15 protein-coding genes are annotated in these 18,695 nt (G+C 60.4%); 6 read left to right on the top strand and 9 right to left on the bottom strand.

Annotation, left to right across the window (positions count from 1 at the left end; translation table 11 throughout):
• Window positions 1-176 precede the first annotated feature (176 nt).
• Together ABDX87_RS04195 and ABDX87_RS04200 are read left to right on the top strand one after the other, a co-directional pair.
• Window positions 177-1,490 (top strand): C4-dicarboxylate transporter DctA, encoded by a 1,314-nt coding sequence (locus ABDX87_RS04195; RefSeq protein WP_346831746.1) that lies wholly within the window; start codon window positions 177-179, stop codon window positions 1,488-1,490.
• Window positions 1,491-1,554: 64 nt separating this feature from the next.
• Window positions 1,555-2,256 (top strand): FadR/GntR family transcriptional regulator, encoded by a 702-nt coding sequence (locus ABDX87_RS04200; protein ID WP_346831747.1) that lies wholly within the window; start codon window positions 1,555-1,557, stop codon window positions 2,254-2,256.
• A gap of 196 nt (window positions 2,257-2,452) precedes the next feature.
• Here ABDX87_RS04200 and ABDX87_RS04205 read toward each other — a convergent pair whose 3' ends face one another.
• The 9 genes from ABDX87_RS04205 to ABDX87_RS04245 all read right to left on the bottom strand — a co-directional run bounded on the left by ABDX87_RS04205 (window position 2,453) and on the right by ABDX87_RS04245 (window position 12,862).
• A complete protein-coding gene (locus ABDX87_RS04205; protein WP_346833696.1) occupies window positions 2,453-3,718 on the bottom strand; it encodes an MFS transporter in 1,266 nt (421 codons plus the stop codon).
• 180 nt (window positions 3,719-3,898) lie between these two features.
• A complete protein-coding gene (locus tag ABDX87_RS04210) occupies window positions 3,899-5,062 on the bottom strand; it encodes an L-talarate/galactarate dehydratase (protein WP_346831748.1) in 1,164 nt (387 codons plus the stop codon).
• A 35-nt stretch (window positions 5,063-5,097) separates the two neighbouring features.
• Window positions 5,098-6,414 (bottom strand): MFS transporter, encoded by a 1,317-nt coding sequence (locus ABDX87_RS04215; RefSeq protein ID WP_346833697.1) that lies wholly within the window; start codon window positions 6,412-6,414, stop codon window positions 5,098-5,100.
• Between the two features lie 279 nt (window positions 6,415-6,693).
• Window positions 6,694-7,743: a LacI family DNA-binding transcriptional regulator gene (locus tag ABDX87_RS04220; RefSeq protein WP_346831749.1), complete on the bottom strand. Its 1,050-nt coding sequence runs from the start codon at window positions 7,741-7,743 to the stop codon at window positions 6,694-6,696.
• Between the two features lie 139 nt (window positions 7,744-7,882).
• Complete coding sequence (locus tag ABDX87_RS04225) at window positions 7,883-8,341, bottom strand: hypothetical protein (protein WP_346831750.1); 459 nt, start codon at window positions 8,339-8,341, stop codon at window positions 7,883-7,885.
• On the bottom strand, window positions 8,322-8,972 hold the full coding sequence (locus ABDX87_RS04230; RefSeq protein WP_346831751.1) for a DUF6036 family nucleotidyltransferase: 651 nt from the start codon (window positions 8,970-8,972) through the stop codon (window positions 8,322-8,324). The genes ABDX87_RS04225 and ABDX87_RS04230 overlap by 20 nt, the downstream gene beginning before the upstream one ends.
• Window positions 8,973-9,092: 120 nt before the next feature.
• Window positions 9,093-10,265 (bottom strand): alpha-hydroxy acid oxidase, encoded by a 1,173-nt coding sequence (locus ABDX87_RS04235; protein WP_346831752.1) that lies wholly within the window; start codon window positions 10,263-10,265, stop codon window positions 9,093-9,095.
• Window positions 10,266-10,303: 38 nt separating this feature from the next.
• Window positions 10,304-12,259 (bottom strand): hypothetical protein, encoded by a 1,956-nt coding sequence (locus tag ABDX87_RS04240; RefSeq protein WP_346831753.1) that lies wholly within the window; start codon window positions 12,257-12,259, stop codon window positions 10,304-10,306.
• 339 nt (window positions 12,260-12,598) lie between these two features.
• Window positions 12,599-12,862: a DUF2790 domain-containing protein gene (locus ABDX87_RS04245; RefSeq protein WP_346831754.1), complete on the bottom strand. Its 264-nt coding sequence runs from the start codon at window positions 12,860-12,862 to the stop codon at window positions 12,599-12,601.
• Window positions 12,863-13,169: 307 nt separating this feature from the next.
• Here ABDX87_RS04245 and ABDX87_RS04250 point away from each other — a divergent pair, with 307 nt between their 5' ends.
• The 4 genes from ABDX87_RS04250 (at window position 13,170) to ABDX87_RS04265 (ending at window position 18,349) form a co-directional block, all read left to right on the top strand.
• The gene (locus ABDX87_RS04250) at window positions 13,170-13,910 is read left to right on the top strand and encodes a response regulator (protein WP_074749374.1); all 741 of its coding nucleotides are present in this window, start codon (window positions 13,170-13,172) and stop codon (window positions 13,908-13,910) included.
• The gene (locus ABDX87_RS04255; RefSeq protein ID WP_346831755.1) at window positions 13,907-15,220 is read left to right on the top strand and encodes a HAMP domain-containing sensor histidine kinase; all 1,314 of its coding nucleotides are present in this window, start codon (window positions 13,907-13,909) and stop codon (window positions 15,218-15,220) included. Before ABDX87_RS04250 ends, ABDX87_RS04255 begins: the two co-directional genes overlap by 4 nt.
• A 247-nt stretch (window positions 15,221-15,467) precedes the next feature.
• Window positions 15,468-17,633: an outer membrane assembly lipoprotein YfiO gene (locus tag ABDX87_RS04260; RefSeq protein WP_346831756.1), complete on the top strand. Its 2,166-nt coding sequence runs from the start codon at window positions 15,468-15,470 to the stop codon at window positions 17,631-17,633.
• Window positions 17,630-18,349, top strand: coding sequence for a DUF3142 domain-containing protein (locus ABDX87_RS04265; protein ID WP_346833698.1), 720 nt, complete (start codon window positions 17,630-17,632; stop codon window positions 18,347-18,349). The genes ABDX87_RS04260 and ABDX87_RS04265 overlap by 4 nt, the downstream gene beginning before the upstream one ends.
• Window positions 18,350-18,695 lie beyond the last annotated feature (346 nt).

An 18,695-nucleotide genomic window follows, 5' to 3' on the forward strand; every position in this document is an offset into this window, starting at 1 on the left:
CAACCTTTCGACCACTGGTCAGACCGGTAAGATCTTTCTTACATCCATCTCTTGTTCCGTGGCTGTCTTCGGGCCTAGACTGCGCGTGCATTGGACATACCGGTAAGACCACAATAATTAAGTCCGGGCATCAGGCCGCAGCGTCTGGGTCAGGACACCGACTAGAGATCCTCATCATGCTCAAATGGTGCTCCCGTTCGATTTTCCTTCAGGTTGTCATTGGATTGATGCTCGGCATCCTCTGCGGCCTGGCCCTCCCCGAATTCTCTTCGCAGCTCAAACCCTTGGGTGACGGCTTCATCAAGCTGATCAAGATGCTCATTGGCGTGATCGTGTTCTGCGTAGTGGTCAGCGGCATCTCCGGCGCTGGCGACTTGAAAAAAGTCGGCCGCATCGGCCTTAAATCCGTGCTGTATTTCGAAGTCCTGACCACCATCGCACTGATCATCGGCCTGATCGTCGCCTACGGCACCGGGCTGGGCAACGGCGCCAACATTCATCTGGATCAGCTGTCGGTCGCGGACATGGGCGACCTCGCAGAACGCACCAGGCAGATCCATGGCGCATCCACCTTCCTCATGGACCTGATCCCGACGTCGGTGATTGGCGCCTTTGCCGACAACAACATCCTGCAAGTGCTGTTGTTTGCCGTGCTATTTGGCAGCGCGTTGAACCTGGTGGGGGAATCGGCCAGCGGCATCTCGCGACTGATCAATGAGCTGAGCCATGTGATTTTCCGCATCATGGGCATGATCGTGCGGCTGGCGCCTATCGGCGTATTCGGCGCCATCGCGTTCACCACCAGCAAATACGGCGTGCAGTCGCTCCAGCATCTGGGCAGCCTGGTGGCCCTGTTCTACCTGACCTGCTCCGCCTTCGTGCTGCTGATCCTGGGCGGCGTCATGCGTGCTTCGGGGCTGAAAATCCTGCCGTTCCTGAAATACCTGCGCGAAGAACTGCTGATCGTACTGGGCACCGCCTCGTCTGACGCCGTGCTGCCACAGGTCATGCGCAAGCTGGAGCACATGGGCATCGGCAGCTCCACTGTCGGCCTGGTGATTCCCACCGGCTATTCGTTCAACCTCGACGGCTTCTCGATCTACCTGACCCTGGCCATCGTGTTCATCGCCAATGCCACCGGCACGCCGCTGGCGTTCACTGACCTGCTGACCATCCTGCTCGTGTCGTTGATCACCTCCAAAGGCGCCCATGGCATTCCGGGCTCGGCACTGGTTATCCTCGCCGCCACCCTGACGGCCGTACCGGCGATTCCCGTGGTCGGTCTGGTGCTGGTGTTGGCGGTGGACTGGTTCATGGGCATTGGTCGGGCGCTGACCAACCTGATCGGCAATTGCGTGGCCACCGTCGCCATCGCTCGCTGGGAACGTGACATCGACGTGAAACGTGCCAACAACGTCCTGGCCAGCAAACAGGGTTTTGTCTTCCAGGCGAAGAAAACCGCAACGCCCGTTCACCAACAGGAATTCTGACGCTGCGTCATCGGGCGCTCACAAGGCGCCCTCCCGGCCTCACTGACAACTCAGGAAAAACAGGATGATCAGTTCATCGACTGTCGTTAACTCCGTGGTAGAAAAACTGCGCGCAGCTTTGGCACGCGGGCAATGGCGTAGCGGCGACATGCTGCCAGGCCAGCGCGAACTGGCCGAGCAACTGGGCATCAGCCGTCCCAGCCTGCGCGAAGCCGTCATCGTGCTGGAGACGCTGGGGCTGGTGCGCTCGATGCCTGGCAAAGGCGTGGTGGTGCTGGATGAACCCTCGGCGCCTGCCAGCGCACCGGTCCCGGCCGCGGGCGTCGCCGACGCGACACTGGCCGACGTCATGCAACTGCGTTACACCCTGGAACCGTTCATTGTCAGCCTGCTCGCTCAATCGATCAGTCAGAAGGAAATTACCGAACTGCGCCTGACCCTGATGGATATGCGTGAAGCGCTGGAGGATCAGAACAGCGAGTCGGGCAGCAACGCGTACATCGCGTTTCACGAGCAGTTGTTCACCCTGACCTCGAACCCGATCTTCAGCAGCATGGTGCAGCAGACCAGCCAGGCGCTGAAACACTGCGCCCCCACCCTGCGCAACACCCCCGAGCACCTCGCAGCACGCCTCAAAGAGACCGAAGCGCTGGTGCGCGCCATCCGCAACAAGGACAGCGCAGGTGCCAGTGAATTGATGCGCCAGCACATTCTTCAGGAAGGCCAACGGATGGAAGTGGAACTGGAGATTCCGAGGCAAGATTGATGAGGACGCCTCTGAACGAACGCGGTGTATCCGTCAACATTGATGTGGCGGACCCACCGCGTTCGCCACTGTCGTAACCTCCTGCAGCTCCCACAGGTGTTATGTTCAGTCAGCAACAGGCGTTTTGTACCCAAAAAGCGCACCGCGCGCTCCGCTCATGATCTTCATACCGCAGTAGCCTGGACCGCTTGAAAAACTACCGACGCTGCAACTCCAACCGCCGAAGGCTGCCCATGCTCAAAAACGCCAGCGCCCCCACCAGCGCATGCGCCGCCACCACGTACATCGCTCCGGAAAAGGACCCGGTGGACTGCACGATGTAGCCGATCACAATCGGGGTGAAGATGCCCGACAGGTTGCCGAACATGTTGAACAGGCCGCCCGCCATGCCGGTGATTTCTTTGGGCGAAGTGTCCGATACCAGCGTCCAGTCGACCGCCACCACGCCTTTGCCGAAGATCGCCAGCGACATCAGGATCGTCACGATCCACATCGACTCGGTGAAGTTGCAGAATACCAGCGTGGCGCCCATGGTCATGCCGCACACCAGCGGAATCTTGCGCGCCACCGACAACGAAAAGCCCTTGCGGATCAGGTAATCGCACACCGCCCCACCGCACAACGCGCCGAGCAATCCGCAGATACCGGGGATCGCCGCGATGGCGCCCGCTTCCATGATGTTCAGCCCGCGGCCCTTGACGAGATACACCGGAAACCACGTCAGGAAGAAGTACTGCAACGAGGTGTCGCAGTATTTACCCAGATAAATCGACCACATCATCGGGCTCTTCAGCAGGACTTTCAGGTCCGAGAAGCGTGGCACAAACGCGCCCTTTTCCTTGGGTTTGTCCATGTCCACCTGAGCGCCGCCTTCACGCAGGTGTTCAAGCTCGGCGCGGTTGACCGAGGGATGCTCGGTCGGAGTCTTCACAAACTTGAACCAGACCAGGCTGACCACGATTCCCAGCCCGCCCATGAACCAATAGACGTGCTCCCAACCGTAGCGATGGGCGATGAAACCCATGGCCGGTGCCAGTAATACCACCGACATGTACATCGACGAGTTGAAGATCACCGTCGCCAGGCCGCGCTCCTGCAACGGGAACCACGCGGCGACGATGCGGCTGTTGGCGGGATACACCGGGGCCTCGATCAAGCCCAGTAGAAACCGCAGCAGGAACAGCGTGCCAATGGCCACCGGCACCGAGAAGAAACCGATCATCCCTTGCGCCACGGTGATGGTGGACCAGAGAAACAACGACAGCCCGTAGACCCGCACCGAGCCGAACTTGTCGAGCAACCAGCCGCCCGGCAGCTGCCCGAGCACATAGGCCCAGGCGAACGCGGAGAACATGTAGCCAAGGGTGACGGAATTGATGCCCAGCACTTCGGTCAGCGCGGAGCCTGTGATCGAGAGCGTGGCGCGGTCGCCGACGTTGATTGCGGTGACGATGAACAGCATCGCAAGAATGCCGAAGCGCACCTTGCTGCGCACGGCCGTTGCGTCAGCAGCCGGGGCGGCTGCGCTTGCGGTATTGGAATGTTCCACATGAAAGCCCTCATCTTGTTGTTGTCGATCGGCCACAAGAGCGCCTTGGCAGAGGCGCTCCCGGTCATGCACAAACGCTGTTGAAGGGGTCAATCAGGGGCGAGAACCGACCTCGACGGTCTGCGCGGTCCAGGCCTTGACCTGTTCGCTCAGCGACAGTCCGAGCCCTGGGCGGGTCGGCACCAGCATCCGACCGTTGCGGGTTTCCAGACGCTCGTTGAACAGTGGCTCCATCCACTCGAAATGCTCGACCCATGGCTCGGTCGGGTACGCTGCGGCGAGGTGCACGTGCAGTTCCATGGCGAAATGCGGCGCCAGCATCATTCCCGCTTGCTCGGCCATGGCCGCGACTTTCAGGTAAGGGGTGATGCCGCCGACGCGAGGGGCATCGGGCATCAGAAAGTCTGCGCCGCGCAGCTTGATGAACTCGGCATGCTCGGCAACGCTGGTGAGCATTTCACCGGTGGCGATGGGCGTGTCGAACTGCTGCGCCAGCGCCGCGTGCCCTTCGGCGTCATAGCAATCCAGCGGCTCTTCGATCCAGATCAGGTTGAATTCTTCGAATCGGCGGCACATGCGCTGAGCGGTCGGCCGATCCCATTGTTGGTTGGCGTCGACCATCAAGGGAAAGTCATCCCCCAGGTGCTTGCGAACGGTCGCGACGCGGTGCAAGTCAATGGCACAGTCGGGTTGACCGACCTTCAACTTGATTCCACCGATGCCCTTCTCTCTGGACATGTCGGTGTTGTGCATCAACTGTTCCAGCGGTGTGTGCAGGAAGCCACCCGAGGTGTTGTAACAGCGCACGGAATCGCGGTGCGCGCCCAGGAGGCGGGCCAGCGACAGGTTGGCGCGTTTGGCCTTGAGGTCCCAGAGCGCGACGTCAAACGCGCCAATCGCCTGGGTCGACAAACCGCTGCGGCCAACGGAGGCGCCTGCCCAGCACAGCTTGGTCCACAACTTGGCGATGTCGCTGGGATTCTCGCCGATCAGCGCCGGCGCGATCTCCTTGGCGTGAGCAAACTGACCCGGACCGCCTGCGCGTTTCGAATAGCTGAAGCCCATGCCGCGATGACCGTCGGTGGTTTCGATTTCCGCCACGAGAATGGCGATTTCGGTCATCGGCTTCTGCCGCCCGGTCAGGACCTTGGCGTCACTGATCGGGTTGGCCAACGGCAGAAACACCGAAGACACCTTGACCCAGGCGATCTGATCATCATCGGCGGACTTGAGGGGGACATTGGATTGAACAGACATGGCATTCTCCTTTCGAGTTCTTGTGAGGTGAGTCATCAGATGCGCTGACCGGACAGGTCGTCGTTCTGGCTGCGCTGGGTCGCGTCGGCCACAGGAGCGTCCTCCAGGTCATCGATGTCGAGGCGATTCAGGGGGCCGACAATCACCAGGTAGGCGAAAGCGCCGAGCAGGCCCATCGCTCCGACGTAGAGCAACGCGGAGTCGAACGATCCCAGTTGATTGACAAGTACGCCGATGGCAATCGGGGTGACGATGCTGGCGATGTTGCCGCAGAAGTTGAACATCGCCCCGCTGATCCCCATCGAGCGTTTCGGCGAGACATCACCAACGATGCACCAACCCAGATTGCCGATGCCTTTGGCGAAAAAGGCCAGCGACATCACGCCGATCACCACCGGAATCGACTGGGTGTAGTTGGCGATGACGATGGTGCTGGACAGCAACAGACCGCAGATGATCGGCGTCTTGCGGGCGGCAGTCAGGCTGTAGCCTTTTTTCAGCATCCAGTCGGACCAGACGCCACCGATCATGCCGCCCAGGCAACCTGCAATCGGCGGAATGGCCGCCACGAGGCCGACCTTGAGCATGGTCATGCCCTTGGCTTCGATCAGATAGGTCGGGAACCAGGTCAGGAAAAACCAGGTGATGGACGTCAGGCAGAACTGCCCCAGATAAACGCCCACCATCATGCGATTGGCGCCGATGGCCTTGGCCCGCTTCCAGCTGAACGGGGTTTTCACGTCGCCGATGTTCGGCAGACCGCCGCCGGCTTCGATGTAGTCGAGCTCCGCTTGATTAGCGCGTTTGTCCTTTCTCGGCTCATGGACCAGCTTAAACCAGAGCAGACCGATCAGGATGCCGGCCCCGCCCGTCCAGAAAAACACGTGCTGCCAGCCGAAGCTGTTGAGCAGCAGCACCATCAGCGGCGTGAACGCGGCCAAGGCGAAGTACTGGGCCGACTGGAAGATCGCTGTGGCCAGCCCCCGTTCATGACGCGGAAACCACATCACGGTCAGACGGTTGTTGGCAGGGAACGCTGGGGATTCGGCCACCCCCATCAGAAAGCGCAGGACGAACAGCGCGACGAAGGCCGAACTGAACATATCGACGTACCCCTGCAAGTACGTCAGGGCTGACCAGATGATCAGGCTCATGCCCAGCACCAGACGTGAACCGAAACGGTCGAGCACGATGCCGCCCGGAATCTGCATGCTGGTGTAGGCCCAACCGAACGCCGAGAACGCGATACCCATGGTGATGGCATCGAACCCAAGGTCGCCGCGCATTGCAGGCGCAGCAATGGACAACGTGGCGCGATCAACATAGTTGAACACGGTCACGATGAAGATCATCGCGAGGATGAGATAGCGAACATTGGTTTTCGCCGGAACCGGTGGTGTGGGTATCACTGTTATTTTCCTTATTGTGATGAAGCCCGGGCTCTTGTGCTGGCTTCGCCCGTATCTGCGCACTGATAACGCAATGATTGCGCAATCATCAGCAAGCAATAAAAAGGGCGATGCCACGCCGCCGCATCTGCCCTGAAGGAAAATACTACACTGATTGCGCAATCATTCAACACCGCGTTCGTCGGTAAATCTGCAAGGGCAATCGAAATCAGGGATCAGGGATCAGGTACTGGCGCGGTCGATCAACGTAAAGCCGGTGTCGACGCGTACAGGCGTACCGCTAGAGGTGTGCTCCTGGAAGCGATCCAGTAATGCCTGAGCGACTTGCAACCCAATCCGGTTGCCGTCAACCCGAACCGTCGACAGGGCCGGATACACCTGTGCAGCGCTGCTCAAATCACCGAAGCCCATCACCGCCAGGTCTTCAGGTACGCGCAACCCCCGACTCGCAGCCTCTGCCAGAACGCCTTGAGCCACCGTGTCCGAGCTGCACACCACAACGTCGGTCGAAACCCCGCGATCCAGCAAGCCGGCCAGCCCTTCCCGCCCGACCTGCAAGGTGGCAGGTGGCGCGAGCAACTCCATCGGCACCTCGTCAATGCCGTGTTTCTTGAGTTCGGCGATCAGGCTGTTGCAACGGCGCAGACCGCGCGGGTCGCCAATGGTGATGACCGAAAAGCGTCTGTAGCCTTTCTGGAGCAAGTGCCGGGCGGTTTCCTCACCCACCCGCTCGTGGGAGAAGCCGACCAGCATGTCGATGGGTTCTTCGCTCAAGTCCCACGCCTCGACCACGGGAATACCTGCCTGAGCCAGCCGCATACGGCTGGATTCGGTGTGCAGTGTGCCGGTCAGCACAATGCCGTCGGGACGTCGCCCCAACACCGCTTCAAGCAATTTTTCCTCCTGCTCGGCGTCATAGCCGGTCAAGCCCAGCAGCGTCTGGTAACCGGCCTGCGTCAGGCGGTCCATCAACGCCTGCACAGTGTCGGCAAAGATCGAGTTGGCAATGGTTGGCAGAAAAATCGCCACCAGCCGACTCTTGTTACTGGCCAGTCCGCCCGCCAGCATGTTCGGCACATAACCCGTCTTACGCACCGCCTCACGTACTTTTTCACGTGTGTCTTCACTCACCAGATCAGGACGATGCAACGCCCTCGACACCGTCATGGGCGATACGCCGGCGACTTTGGCGACATCGATCAACGTGAGACTGGCGGCCTTCTTCGGCACGGACGACACGTGCTCGGCAGACCTGCCTGGTTTTTTCGGCATGAAGAGTTCCGGATTCAGCGCATGGGAGTTGACGCAGCGAGGGTGAACGCTGCGCCGCAGAGCAATTTAACAAAGGTGGGGGTGACAAGCACGGGGGCAACGCTTTACACCGATTGCAAGGCAGGCAAGAACCCGGAAGTTACTTGAACGCGTTGTTACGAGAGGCTGCGTAATGTCGAGTCTGGTAAGGCAGCAGGGTCTGGATTTTAGGTCCAAGGCCTTCATTTACGCCCCATGACACCGCGAGTTCATCGCGAAGATCACGCAGTCGGACGCCCTCGGGTGGATCAAGTTCGTCCTGACGAGGAAAGCGCTTTGACAATAACGCCAATGCATTCAGGGTCTCAAACGCCCGATCGTCCGTCGCGCAAGGAAAACGAGTCAGTTTTTCCAGGAGATATCCGACTCGCCGTGCAGCGACCTCATCAGGATCTCGCGCCAAAAAGAGACGAAGCTCGGAGTCTACGCTCGAATGCTCGTACCAGACCTCGTGCGCCAGGCTTACCAATGCCTCATCATCGGCCTGATCGAGCGGCTCTTGCCCTAACGTGTTCAATGTCTCGGAAAGAACGTGACGGTCAGTCGGCTCCACCATCATTTGTCTCCAGATAGTCCTGCAGAATATTTTTCAGGATTGATGTGGGTGGTTCATGATTGCCAACATAGCAATCAATGGCCTGCAGCGCCAAGCGTTCGAATTCAGAGGCCAGTATGAAGCCGGTGCGCAGCAGAGCGAAGATATCGCTGATGTCCTGCTCGGTTGCCCGTCCCAGCTTGGAAATCGCGAGGTCAACAGGCGATGCGATCAGCACTTCGAGCGGTGACTTGGCGCAGAATCTCTCCAGGGGTATCCCTCTCTCCACGTAATCTTCATGCAAAGGCCCCAGAGACGTGGAAAACTTCAAATCGTAGGACAGCTCAACAAGTCGACCGCCGGGCTCGGTGATGTATTTTTTCTGTGGAGCCATTGTCAGCATCTTGCGCAAGTTGACATCTTGCGGCATAGCCACCGGGAAGAACTCCGCATCAACATCCATCGACACCCTATGGCTTGTATAGAGGTGAACCGCACATCCGCCGAAGACGATAACCCTGAGCGCGCCCGGCGGGGCATTTTCAGCGTCCAGTTCCCGCGCCAGAGAACCGAACATCGAAATCAACGCCTGCCCTAACGGGGTCTCGCAATTAAGTATTGCAGGCCTGACATCACCTGAAGTGCCCTCGTTCATCGTTCATCCCTGCACCGAATTGATCGGTCAGCAAATTAACAACGCCAAGGCAAACGGTAAGTCAGGCGATTCCACGGCAATTCGTAGGACACGCCGCTCATTCAGGCAGGCTTCGGCCCTCTACAAGAACTCTTCCCCTTCCCTCATCAGCACCGCGCGGTCCACTTCGTCCAGCGAGCACACGCCGAGCATGCCCATGTTGCGGCTGATTTCCTGTGACAGCAGCCGGGCGGCGTGGAGCACGCCCTCTTCGCCTGCGACCGAGGCGGCGAAATTGAAGGGGCGACCGACGAAGACGAAGGCCGCGCCCAGTGCCAGGGCCTTGAGTACGTCGCTGCCACGGCGGATGCCGCCGTCGAGCATCACGGGTACGCCCGGGCAGGCGGCGATGATCGAGGGCAGCACACGCAGAGGTGCTACCGAACCGTCCAGCTGACGGCCGCCGTGGTTGGAGACGATCAGAGCATTGGCGCCCGTTTCCACCGCGCGTCTGGCATCGTCGGGATGAAGAATGCCTTTGACCACCAACGTGCCAGGCCACAGGTCGCGAATGAGCTGCAGGTGCGACCAGTCCAGATGCCCCCTATCGGAGAAGTCGCGCTCCACAGACGATGAAATGATCGGCGCGCCGCGATGGGCGTAGTTGTTCTCGAAATGCGGAATGCCGTGTTTGACCAGGGTGCGCAGGAAGGTGGCAATCAACCAGCGCGGATGACTGATGCCGTCCCAGGCCAGACGCACGCTGGGACGCAGAGGCGTGGAAAAGCCTGCCCTGACGTTGTTCTCGCGATTGGCGGCGACCGGCGTGTCGACGGTGATCACCAGCGTGCGGAAACCGGCCGCGAGCACCCGTGCGATCAAGGCGCGAATATTGGCTTCATCCCCTGGCAGATACGCCTGAAACCAGGCATCGGGGTTGACCTTGACCGCCTCCTCCAGACGAATCAGCGAGGAGCCGCTCATGATCATCGGCAGGTTCAAATGCCCGGCAGCCTTCGCCAGCACGATATCGCCGCGATAGGCCGACAATGCACTGATGCCCATCGGCGCAAATCCGAATGGCCAGGCATAGTCATGGCCGAACAACCGGCGCGTGCCGCTGCGGCCCGAGACGTTGCGCAGCACGCGAGGGACGAACGCATAGCGCTGGAAGGATTCGGTATTGGCCATTGAGGAGCGGTTGTCTTCGACGGCGCCCGCGACGTACTCGTAGATCGGGCGCGGCAGATGCCGTTTTGCCGCCTGCTGAAAATCATCCAGGTTGAGGATGTGGCTCAGTCTCGCGTTACCCAACGTTCGCTCCTTGCTTCGCTATCAGAGAAGGGATGGACTCACGACGCCTTACGCCCGATGTCCTGCAGCCAGTCATTCAGGTTCCCCGGCAACAACAGTTCATGCCGCGCCCGAGAGCTGGCGGTGTACAGCAGCGAGCAGACGCTGGCCAGCGAATGCGGCGAGCCGGTGCGCGGAGGACGCATCAGGTCGCGGGACAACAGCACAGTGTCGAACTCCTGGTTCTTCACGTCTTCGACCTTCGCCAGCTTGAGGATGGCGCCAGGCTCGCTGCAGAAGCGTTGCAACGTCTCGGCAAACTGCTGCTCCGTATTGCCCTGCCCCAGCCACTCGTGCACCGCTTTGAATTCGTGACTGCCGCCCATGGCCGAGGCCAGCGCGTCCCAATGGGTGTAACGAAAAATCAGGCGATGCTGGGGCCGCAGGTCTTCACGGTACAGCAGCACCAGCCCTTTGATGAACAGGGTCAGGTCCTGCGCCGTGCCCGCCGGCAATTGAAACCGCGCACCGGCTTCGGTCAGACGCTTGAACCAGGCGAACAGGCCCCATTCGTTGGCGACCAGAATTGTGGTGGGTTTGTCCGGGATCGGCATGACGCTGTGGCCGATGATGCGCGTCGGGTAAGGTGCCCGTCCTACGAACCCTTCTTTGATGTCGCTGGGGTGCAGCTGAATCAACGGGTTGAGGACGTCAGCTATCTGCCGCCCGGCGCGAATCGACTGAGTCATGAACCGTTGACGAATCGAGCCGCCATGGCGCGAGGCCTTGCCGCTCAGTTGCTGAAACTCGTCACCCAGCGTGATCACCGCCTGGGGGCTGCGGTCCAGGATCTGCACCATCGGCGCGGTCAGTTCGTGGCTTTCATCGATGATGATGTGGGTGAAGTTTTCGAAGACCACTTCCGAGGTCATCGAGAGAAACTTGATGCGATGACTGTTGCGCACCGGCAAACGGATGTGCGGCGCGGAGGGCCTGACGATTTCCCGCCAGAGCAGCCGGCTGTATTCCAGCAACATGGCGATGTCCGCCTGACTCGCGGCATACCCCAGCGACGGCAAATGCCGCGGCTCAATCGTGGGCAGCGGCGACAGACAGAAACTGTAGACCGTGGTGCGGCACACCCATGCCACTTGCCGGGGAGGCAGATTTCCGACTGTTTGCAGGTTCAGCCATTGGGCGATCTGCTGATCGGACACCAGCGAGTCGGCGCCGGTCCGCTGCCTGGCCGTGTTGCGCCATCCGGCCGAGGTCTGGTCGCGATTGAGCAGCAGGTTGGCCATGTGGCCGAAGGTGCAGGCATGAAGCTTTCGGCCCGGATCGCTTTGCCTGACGCGGTCCTCCAGCGCTTTGACCTGTTGCGGATAAATCGCCATGAGCAAGGTCGTTTCAGCGGGCAGTGTCTCGAAGAACTTCGCCAACAGGAAGGTCTTGCCCACACCCGCGTAGGCCTGCAAATGAAACGACTCATCCTGGCAGCCACGAAACTCGTCGAAGATCCGGCTCTGCTGGTCGCTCAGATACAACAGATCGCCGGTCGGCAGGACCACTCCGCGGGTCAGGGGCTCGAGCGTCTGGCGATGGCGCTTGCCAAAACCGAAGTCCCAATGACCGTTTTCGTCGAGGTATTGCTCATCATCGACTTCGTGGGCTTCGAGCAAGCTGATGCCGGCCACTTCCAGGACGTTCAGGCTCTGCGCGAGGTTGCCGGCGTTGAAGCGCATACGCAGCAGATCGGCGAACGACCCGCCCGCTTCTTCCATCGACAGCGCCGCACGCATGACATCGTCAAGCATGCGCTCCAGTTTCTCGATGGGAGTGTTTTGCTGGACCAATACGTTGAGGTTGATCAGCAACATGAGAGCAGCGAGCTGCGCCCGGGTTGCGTCGGCCAGAAAATCGTCCAGCGACTCGCCAGCGGCCAAGCCTTGGGCAGCCTCTTCGGTCAGCGGCAAAAACAGCGAGGGCGGTGGAGCAAACGGACCGGGTGAACTCATTACGGGGCAATCGTCCTGATAAACGCGACGGCGTGGGGCAGAAACAGCGGAAGATGACGCAACAGCTTACCCTTCCCGACGCCCCGCCGCCCACCACGTTGTCACGCCGATTCGGCAGTGCGAAGCAACTATCGTCATCGCATCACCTGTGCAGTGTCTCTGGAGACATCTAACCACACGCTGTAGGAGCGTGGCTTGTCCCGCGATCTGCCGGGAACCGGCAGCAAGACCTGTGCATGTGGCGTATCAGGTACAACCGCATCGCCCGTTTTGGCCATCGCCGCATCAGAAATTCATCAACCACCCGTGCGCTCGCCAAAAAGGCCGACCAGGTCGGGATCAGTTGTCCCCGGCGCAGTCCTGAGCAATGGTGCGGTAGTTCAGGGTCTGCTTCTGGCCGTGAGAATCAACATAGTTGAGGTGCGTGTTGACCAGACCGCAGGTGGGTGTTGCATCGACTTCGGTAGACAGGGCCCGGGCGATGTCCAAGTGTTCGCCATACATGTAGCTGTGTGTTGAAACGCTGTCCTGGGCCTGAGCCGAGAGCGCACCGAGGCTCAGTGCAGCAAACAGAGTGGCGATTCCGATTTTCTTCATGTTCATGGTGTTCTCCGTGCGTTCAATGGGTGATCCGTTGTCTGGTTCGAGACGGTGTGGCTGTGTTGTCTCGATGGGTCCCATGAATGCCCCGCAGGTGTCCCGGATGTGTCGGGAAATGCCTGAAAATCATCTTTAAGTGTCATAGCGTCGTCTGGATACACAGCGATACATTTGCACTGAAAAATGCGCTTTTTGCATCCGGATGTATTCGTCGCAGGATCAGATACAGTGCAATACAAAGGGCGGCAGGCAAGCCGTGCGCGGCTGGTTAAGATGCGCCACACGTCAATGAAAACGGGGAGCTGAGGCAATGGAGCACGTAGACCACATTCTGATTGTCGACGACGATCGCGAGATTCGGGAGCTGGTGGGCAACTACCTGAAGAAGAACGGATTGCGCACCACGGTAGTCGCCGACGGCCGCCAGATGCGCTCGTTCCTGGAGTCGACCCCCGTGGACCTGATCGTGCTGGACATCATGATGCCCGGTGACGACGGCCTGCTGCTGTGCCGCGAACTGCGCGCAGGCAAGCACAAGACCACCCCTGTGTTGATGCTGACGGCCCGCAGCGACGAAACCGACCGCATCATCGGTCTGGAAATGGGCGCCGACGATTACCTGGTCAAGCCTTTCGCCGCCCGTGAACTGCTGGCGCGCATCAACTCCGTGCTGCGCCGTACACGGATGCTGCCGCCCAACCTGATCGTCAGCGAGAGCGGTCGTCTGTTGGCGTTCGGTAAATGGAAACTGGACACCACCGCCCGTCACCTGCTGGATGCCCAAGGCACCGTGGTCACGCTCAGCGGCGCGGAATACCGCCTGCTGCGCACCTTCCTCGATCATCCGCAACGGGTGCTGAGCCGCGATCAACTGCTGAACCTGACCCAAGGCCGTGACGCCGACCTGTTCGACCGCTCCATCGACCTGCTGGTCAGCCGCCTGCGCCAGCGCCTGCAAGACGACGCGCGGGATCCGGCCTACATCAAGACCGTGCGCAGTGAAGGCTATGTCTTCACGTACGCCGTCGAAATCCTCGGGGACGAGGCATGAAGCTGACGTTCGGATGGCCACGGACGCTGGCGTCGCGGCTGTCGCTGATCTTTCTGATCAGTCTGGTGTTGGCTCACGGCTTGTCGTTCGGGTTGCAGTTCTACGAGCGCTATCAGAGCGCGATGACCCTGATGTTGGGCAACCTGGAGCAGGACCTGACCACCACCGTCGCCGTGCTGGAACGTTTGCCCGCCAATGAACGTGAAGCCTGGCTGCCACGTTTCGAACACCCCAATTATCGTTACATCCTCGGCACCGGTCAGCCGGGCACGGCGATGAACATGACGCATTCGCCGGTGTCGGTGCGCTCGATGCAGGCTACGCTCGGCCGCGAGTACACCTTGAGCTTTCAGGACGTGCCGGATGTCCGCCCGCACTACCAGGCGCATTTGACGCTGAGGGACGGCTCCCCGCTGACGATCGACGTTCGCCCCTCGATCATGCCCTTGTCGCCTTGGTTGCCCCTGCTGCTGATCGTGCAACTGGTGCTGCTGTTTACCTGCACGTGGCTGGCGGTGAGAACCGCGATCCGCCCGCTGACTCGCCTGTCCGAGGCCGTCGACAACCTGGACCCGAACGGCGAAGGTACTCATCTCGACGAGAGCGGCCCGACCGAGGTGGCGTTCGCGGCGGTGGCGTTCAACACCATGCAGCAACGCATCGCGACCTACGTGAAGGAACGCATGCAGCTGTTGGCGGCCATCTCCCACGACCTGCAGACCCCGATTACCCGCATGAAGCTGCGCGCCGAATTCATGGACGAAGGCGTCGAAAAAGACAAGCTGTGGAGCGACCTGAGTGAAATGCAGCATCTGGTTCAGGAAGGCGTGGCCTATGCGCGCAGCATGGACACCTCCACCGAAGCCGTTCGACGGGTTGATCTGGATTCGTTTCTCGACAGCCTCACGTTCGATTATCAAGACATGAACAAGCAGGTCCAGCTGTGCGGCAAGACAGGCTGTGTGATCGACACCCGCCCTCACGCCTTGCGCCGGGTCTTGGTGAACCTGACTGACAACGCGCTGAAGTTCGCCGGTGCAGCGGAGATCAAGGTGCAGACCCACGGTGACCACGAATTGTCGATCCAGGTCCTGGATCGCGGGCCGGGGATCGCCGAAGCCGAGCTGCCGGAAGTGCTCAAGCCGTTCTATCGCGTCGAGAGTTCGCGTAACCGCGATACCGGCGGCACGGGATTGGGCCTGGCAATTTCGCAACAACTCGCCTCGGCGCTGGGCGGTATGTTGCGTCTGTCCAACCGTGAGGGCGGTGGCTTATGCGCCGAGCTTCGCTTGCCGCAGAAGGCAGGTTAATCCGACCTGTAGCAGCGCGCTTGCCCGCGAATGCGTTCGGTTGGTGATATCTCCTTCACTGACGTACTGCAATCTCGGGCAAGCCGTTGCTGCACGAAGCGCGGATCTCAAACGCCACGTCAGAGGCTCCAACGTGGCACGAACCCCAAACAAATAAGCAAACTGCTATCAATCCGGTTTTCCGAAACACCCTGTATCATCCCCCTCGCCTCACCCTCTCTCTACGTAGCGAAATCAAGGATTGTTCATGCGTATGCGCGTTCTGACCCCTCTTGCATTGATCATTGGCGCAACACTTTGCGGTCAGGCGCAGGCCAGCAGTGACGATTCCTGTTATCCCGCCTGGTCACTGGTGCGCGACTCGCTGGACGTCTGCAACAACCTGGCCTTTCTCAACCCTGGCAACGACAGCCGGGTGAACTTGCGTTTGCTGCTGGCTGACCGCAAGGCGCTGGAACTCAAGCCCAATGCACTGACCGAGGACGAGCTGTCAGAGGGTTACGGCCCGGTGCCATTTGCGGTGGCGCGCCTCGACACCGCGCAGATCGAGGGAGACGAAAGTGAGGAATCCGGCGCGGCCGCTTTGAGCGGTCTGCTGGAAAAGCTCGGGATAAAACGCGACAGCACTGACAGCGCCGGGCAGGCGTTCCTGCAAGGGGAAGGCAGCCGCTGCCGCAGTAATCGAGACGACAGCGCAGCCGTGTTCATCGGGCAACTGGTCGACACGCCGTCGCTCTCCGATTCAGAACGTCAATCGCTGGCGCGCAGTCGTTTGCAACTGCTCGATGGCTGCACTTGGGACGCGGCAAAACAGGCAAGCCTGCTGCCGAGCGACATTCAGTCGGCTGAAGGCAAGGCGTTTGTCACCTACCTGCAAGCGGCGTCGGACTTTTACAGCGGCCGATTCAACGAAGCCGAAAACGGCTTTGCCAGCCTCAACGATAACGCCCAGCCGTGGCTCAAGGAGGTGTCGCTGTACATGGTCGCCCGCACCCGCCTCAACGCGGCGCAGCAGGATGCATTCGATGAGTACGGCACCCGCAAGGACACCCTCGACATCGCGCCTTACACCCAGGCCGGCGAAGCCTTCGATCATTACCTCACCGCCTATCCGCAGGGCACCTACGCCTTGTCGGCCAAAGGGTTGATGCGCCGGGTTCACTGGCTGTCCGGGGACACCGATAAACTCGCCGACGACTACACCTGGCAAATGACCCAGGCGAATGACACGCAACGCAACCTGCCGATCGATGCCTTGATCCAGGAGACCGACAACAAGCTGCTGATGAGCATGGCTGACGCAACACCGTCCGCCTTGATCACCGCCGTCAGCGACCTGATGCAGATGCGCAAGGACGCTCAGTCCAAGCTGACCCGCGAGAAGCTGGCGGCGCAAAAAGCGCTGTTCGCCGAACAGCCGGCGATGTTCGATTATTTGCAGGCGGTGTACGCCTTCTATGTGGAACAGAAGCCGGAAGAAGCCCTGAAGCTGTTGCCGAAGGACCTTCCCGATACGCTCGACTATTTCGCGTTCAGCCAGCACACCTTGCGTGCCCTGGCACTCGAAGCCAGCAACGATCTGCCTGGGGCTCAAGGTCTGTGGCTGAAATTGCTGCCACTGGCGACACAGCCACTGCAACGTGAGCAGTTGGAGCTGGCGCTGGCCATGAACCTCGAGCGCAGCGGCCAGCTTGAAAAAGTCTTCGCCTCCGATTCGCCGATCCAGTCGGCCCAAGTGCGGCTGATCCTGCTGGGCAAGGTGGCGGGCGCTCCCTTGTTGCGTCGACAGATCACCCAAGGCATCAGCGACACCGAGAAGAACACCGCGCAATTCGTCCTGCTTTATAAAGACCTGCTGCACGGTCAGTACGCCGCGTTCGCCGAAGACTTCAACGCGCTGCCTGAGAAGTCCGGGGAAGAGAAACTCGGCACCAGCCTGGGCTATGTCTACGGCACCGGGCAGACCTTGCAGTTGTTCCGCTGGAAGGGCGACAAGGCCGAATCGAACTACGCCTGCCCGAGCATCGGCGAAACAGCGGTTCTGCTTCAGGCGAACGACAAAGACCCCAAAGGCCTGAATTGCCTGGGCGAGTTCATTCGGCGCAACGGCCTGGACAGCATGCCGCTGGACCAGCGACCGGGCAGCGGTCAGCTGGGCAGCAGCGAACCGGGTTTCAAGGGCGACGTGTTCTCGCGTCTCAATGGTTATCAAACGGTCATCGCCGACGCCAAGGCCGGACGTGACGACAAAGCCTACGCCCTCTTCCGCGCAATCAACTGCTACGGGCCTTCGGGCTACAACAGCTGCGGCGGCAAGGACGTCGCGCAGTCGGTGCGCAAGGCGTGGTTCAAGCAATTGAAAACCACGTATGGCAGCACTTCGTGGGGCAAGTCGTTGCAGTATTACTGGTGAAGCGCCGGGCGCGGTTACTGTTCGCACTGCTCGCCCTGCTGGGCAGCCAACCGGCGTCCGCCACCGTCGATGCACGGGACTACGACGCCTTCTGGCTGTGGAGCGGCGTCGCCAGTCAGCCGGTCCTGCATCAGGCGAAAACGCTCTATGTGCTGCAAGGCCAGATCAGCGCGCCTCGCACCGACCGCCAGCATCCCACGCTGATCGCCCAAGGCATGAGCGTGGCACGCCTGCCGCAGCAGGCGTTGTGGATCGTCTACCGCGCCCACACCTTGCGCTGGTCCGAGACGGTCTACCGACAGTTATTCGGCCAGGTCGAGCGTTGGCAGCAGGCGGGAAATGCGGTGACCGGCATTCAGATCGATTTCGATGCCCGAACCCGTTACCTGCAGGACTATGTGGCGTTTCTCAAAGACCTGAGGTTGCGCCTGCCACCGTCACTGAAGCTCAGCATCACCGGCTTGATGGACTGGAGCAGCAACGCAGACCCACAGGCCATCGGCCAACTCACAGGCGTGGTCGATGAAGTGGTGGTGCAGACCTATCAGGGTCGCCACAGCATCCCGGACTATGCCGCGTACCTGCCGCGCATAAGTCGGTTGGGAGTGCCGTTCAAGATCGGCTTGATTCAGGGCGGAGAATGGACGGCGCCGGATTACCTGAAAGACAGCCCGTGGTTTCGGGGGTATGTGGTGTTTTTGCGTAATCAGGATTGAGCGCAATTTCGCTTCTGCCCGGAGGGCGTGGGGGCGAGCTACTTTTATGGTGTGCATTCACTATTTGTGGTGACGCTGCTGGTTTGGTTTGTCCTAACGTCCAAACTGTTCCGCCTTCGGCGGGTTACTTGAAAAGACCCCAAGTAACCAAGGGTCTGCTCCCGGTTGGGCCCGACTTCGTCGGGTTCCTTCACTCCGGCGACGCTCCCTGGGCACGCGCCGAACGGACATCCATGTCCTGACGGCGCTCTCGCGACATCCATGCCGCTCGGCCCACTGCGCGACGCCTGCGTTCAGCCTGCACCCAAGTCGCGTTTTGTGGTGTCTGGGCTGCTGCGGTATGAAG

The sequence above is a fragment of the Pseudomonas abietaniphila genome (assembly GCF_039697315.1).
Classification (GTDB): Bacteria; Pseudomonadota; Gammaproteobacteria; order Pseudomonadales; family Pseudomonadaceae; genus Aquipseudomonas; species Aquipseudomonas abietaniphila_B.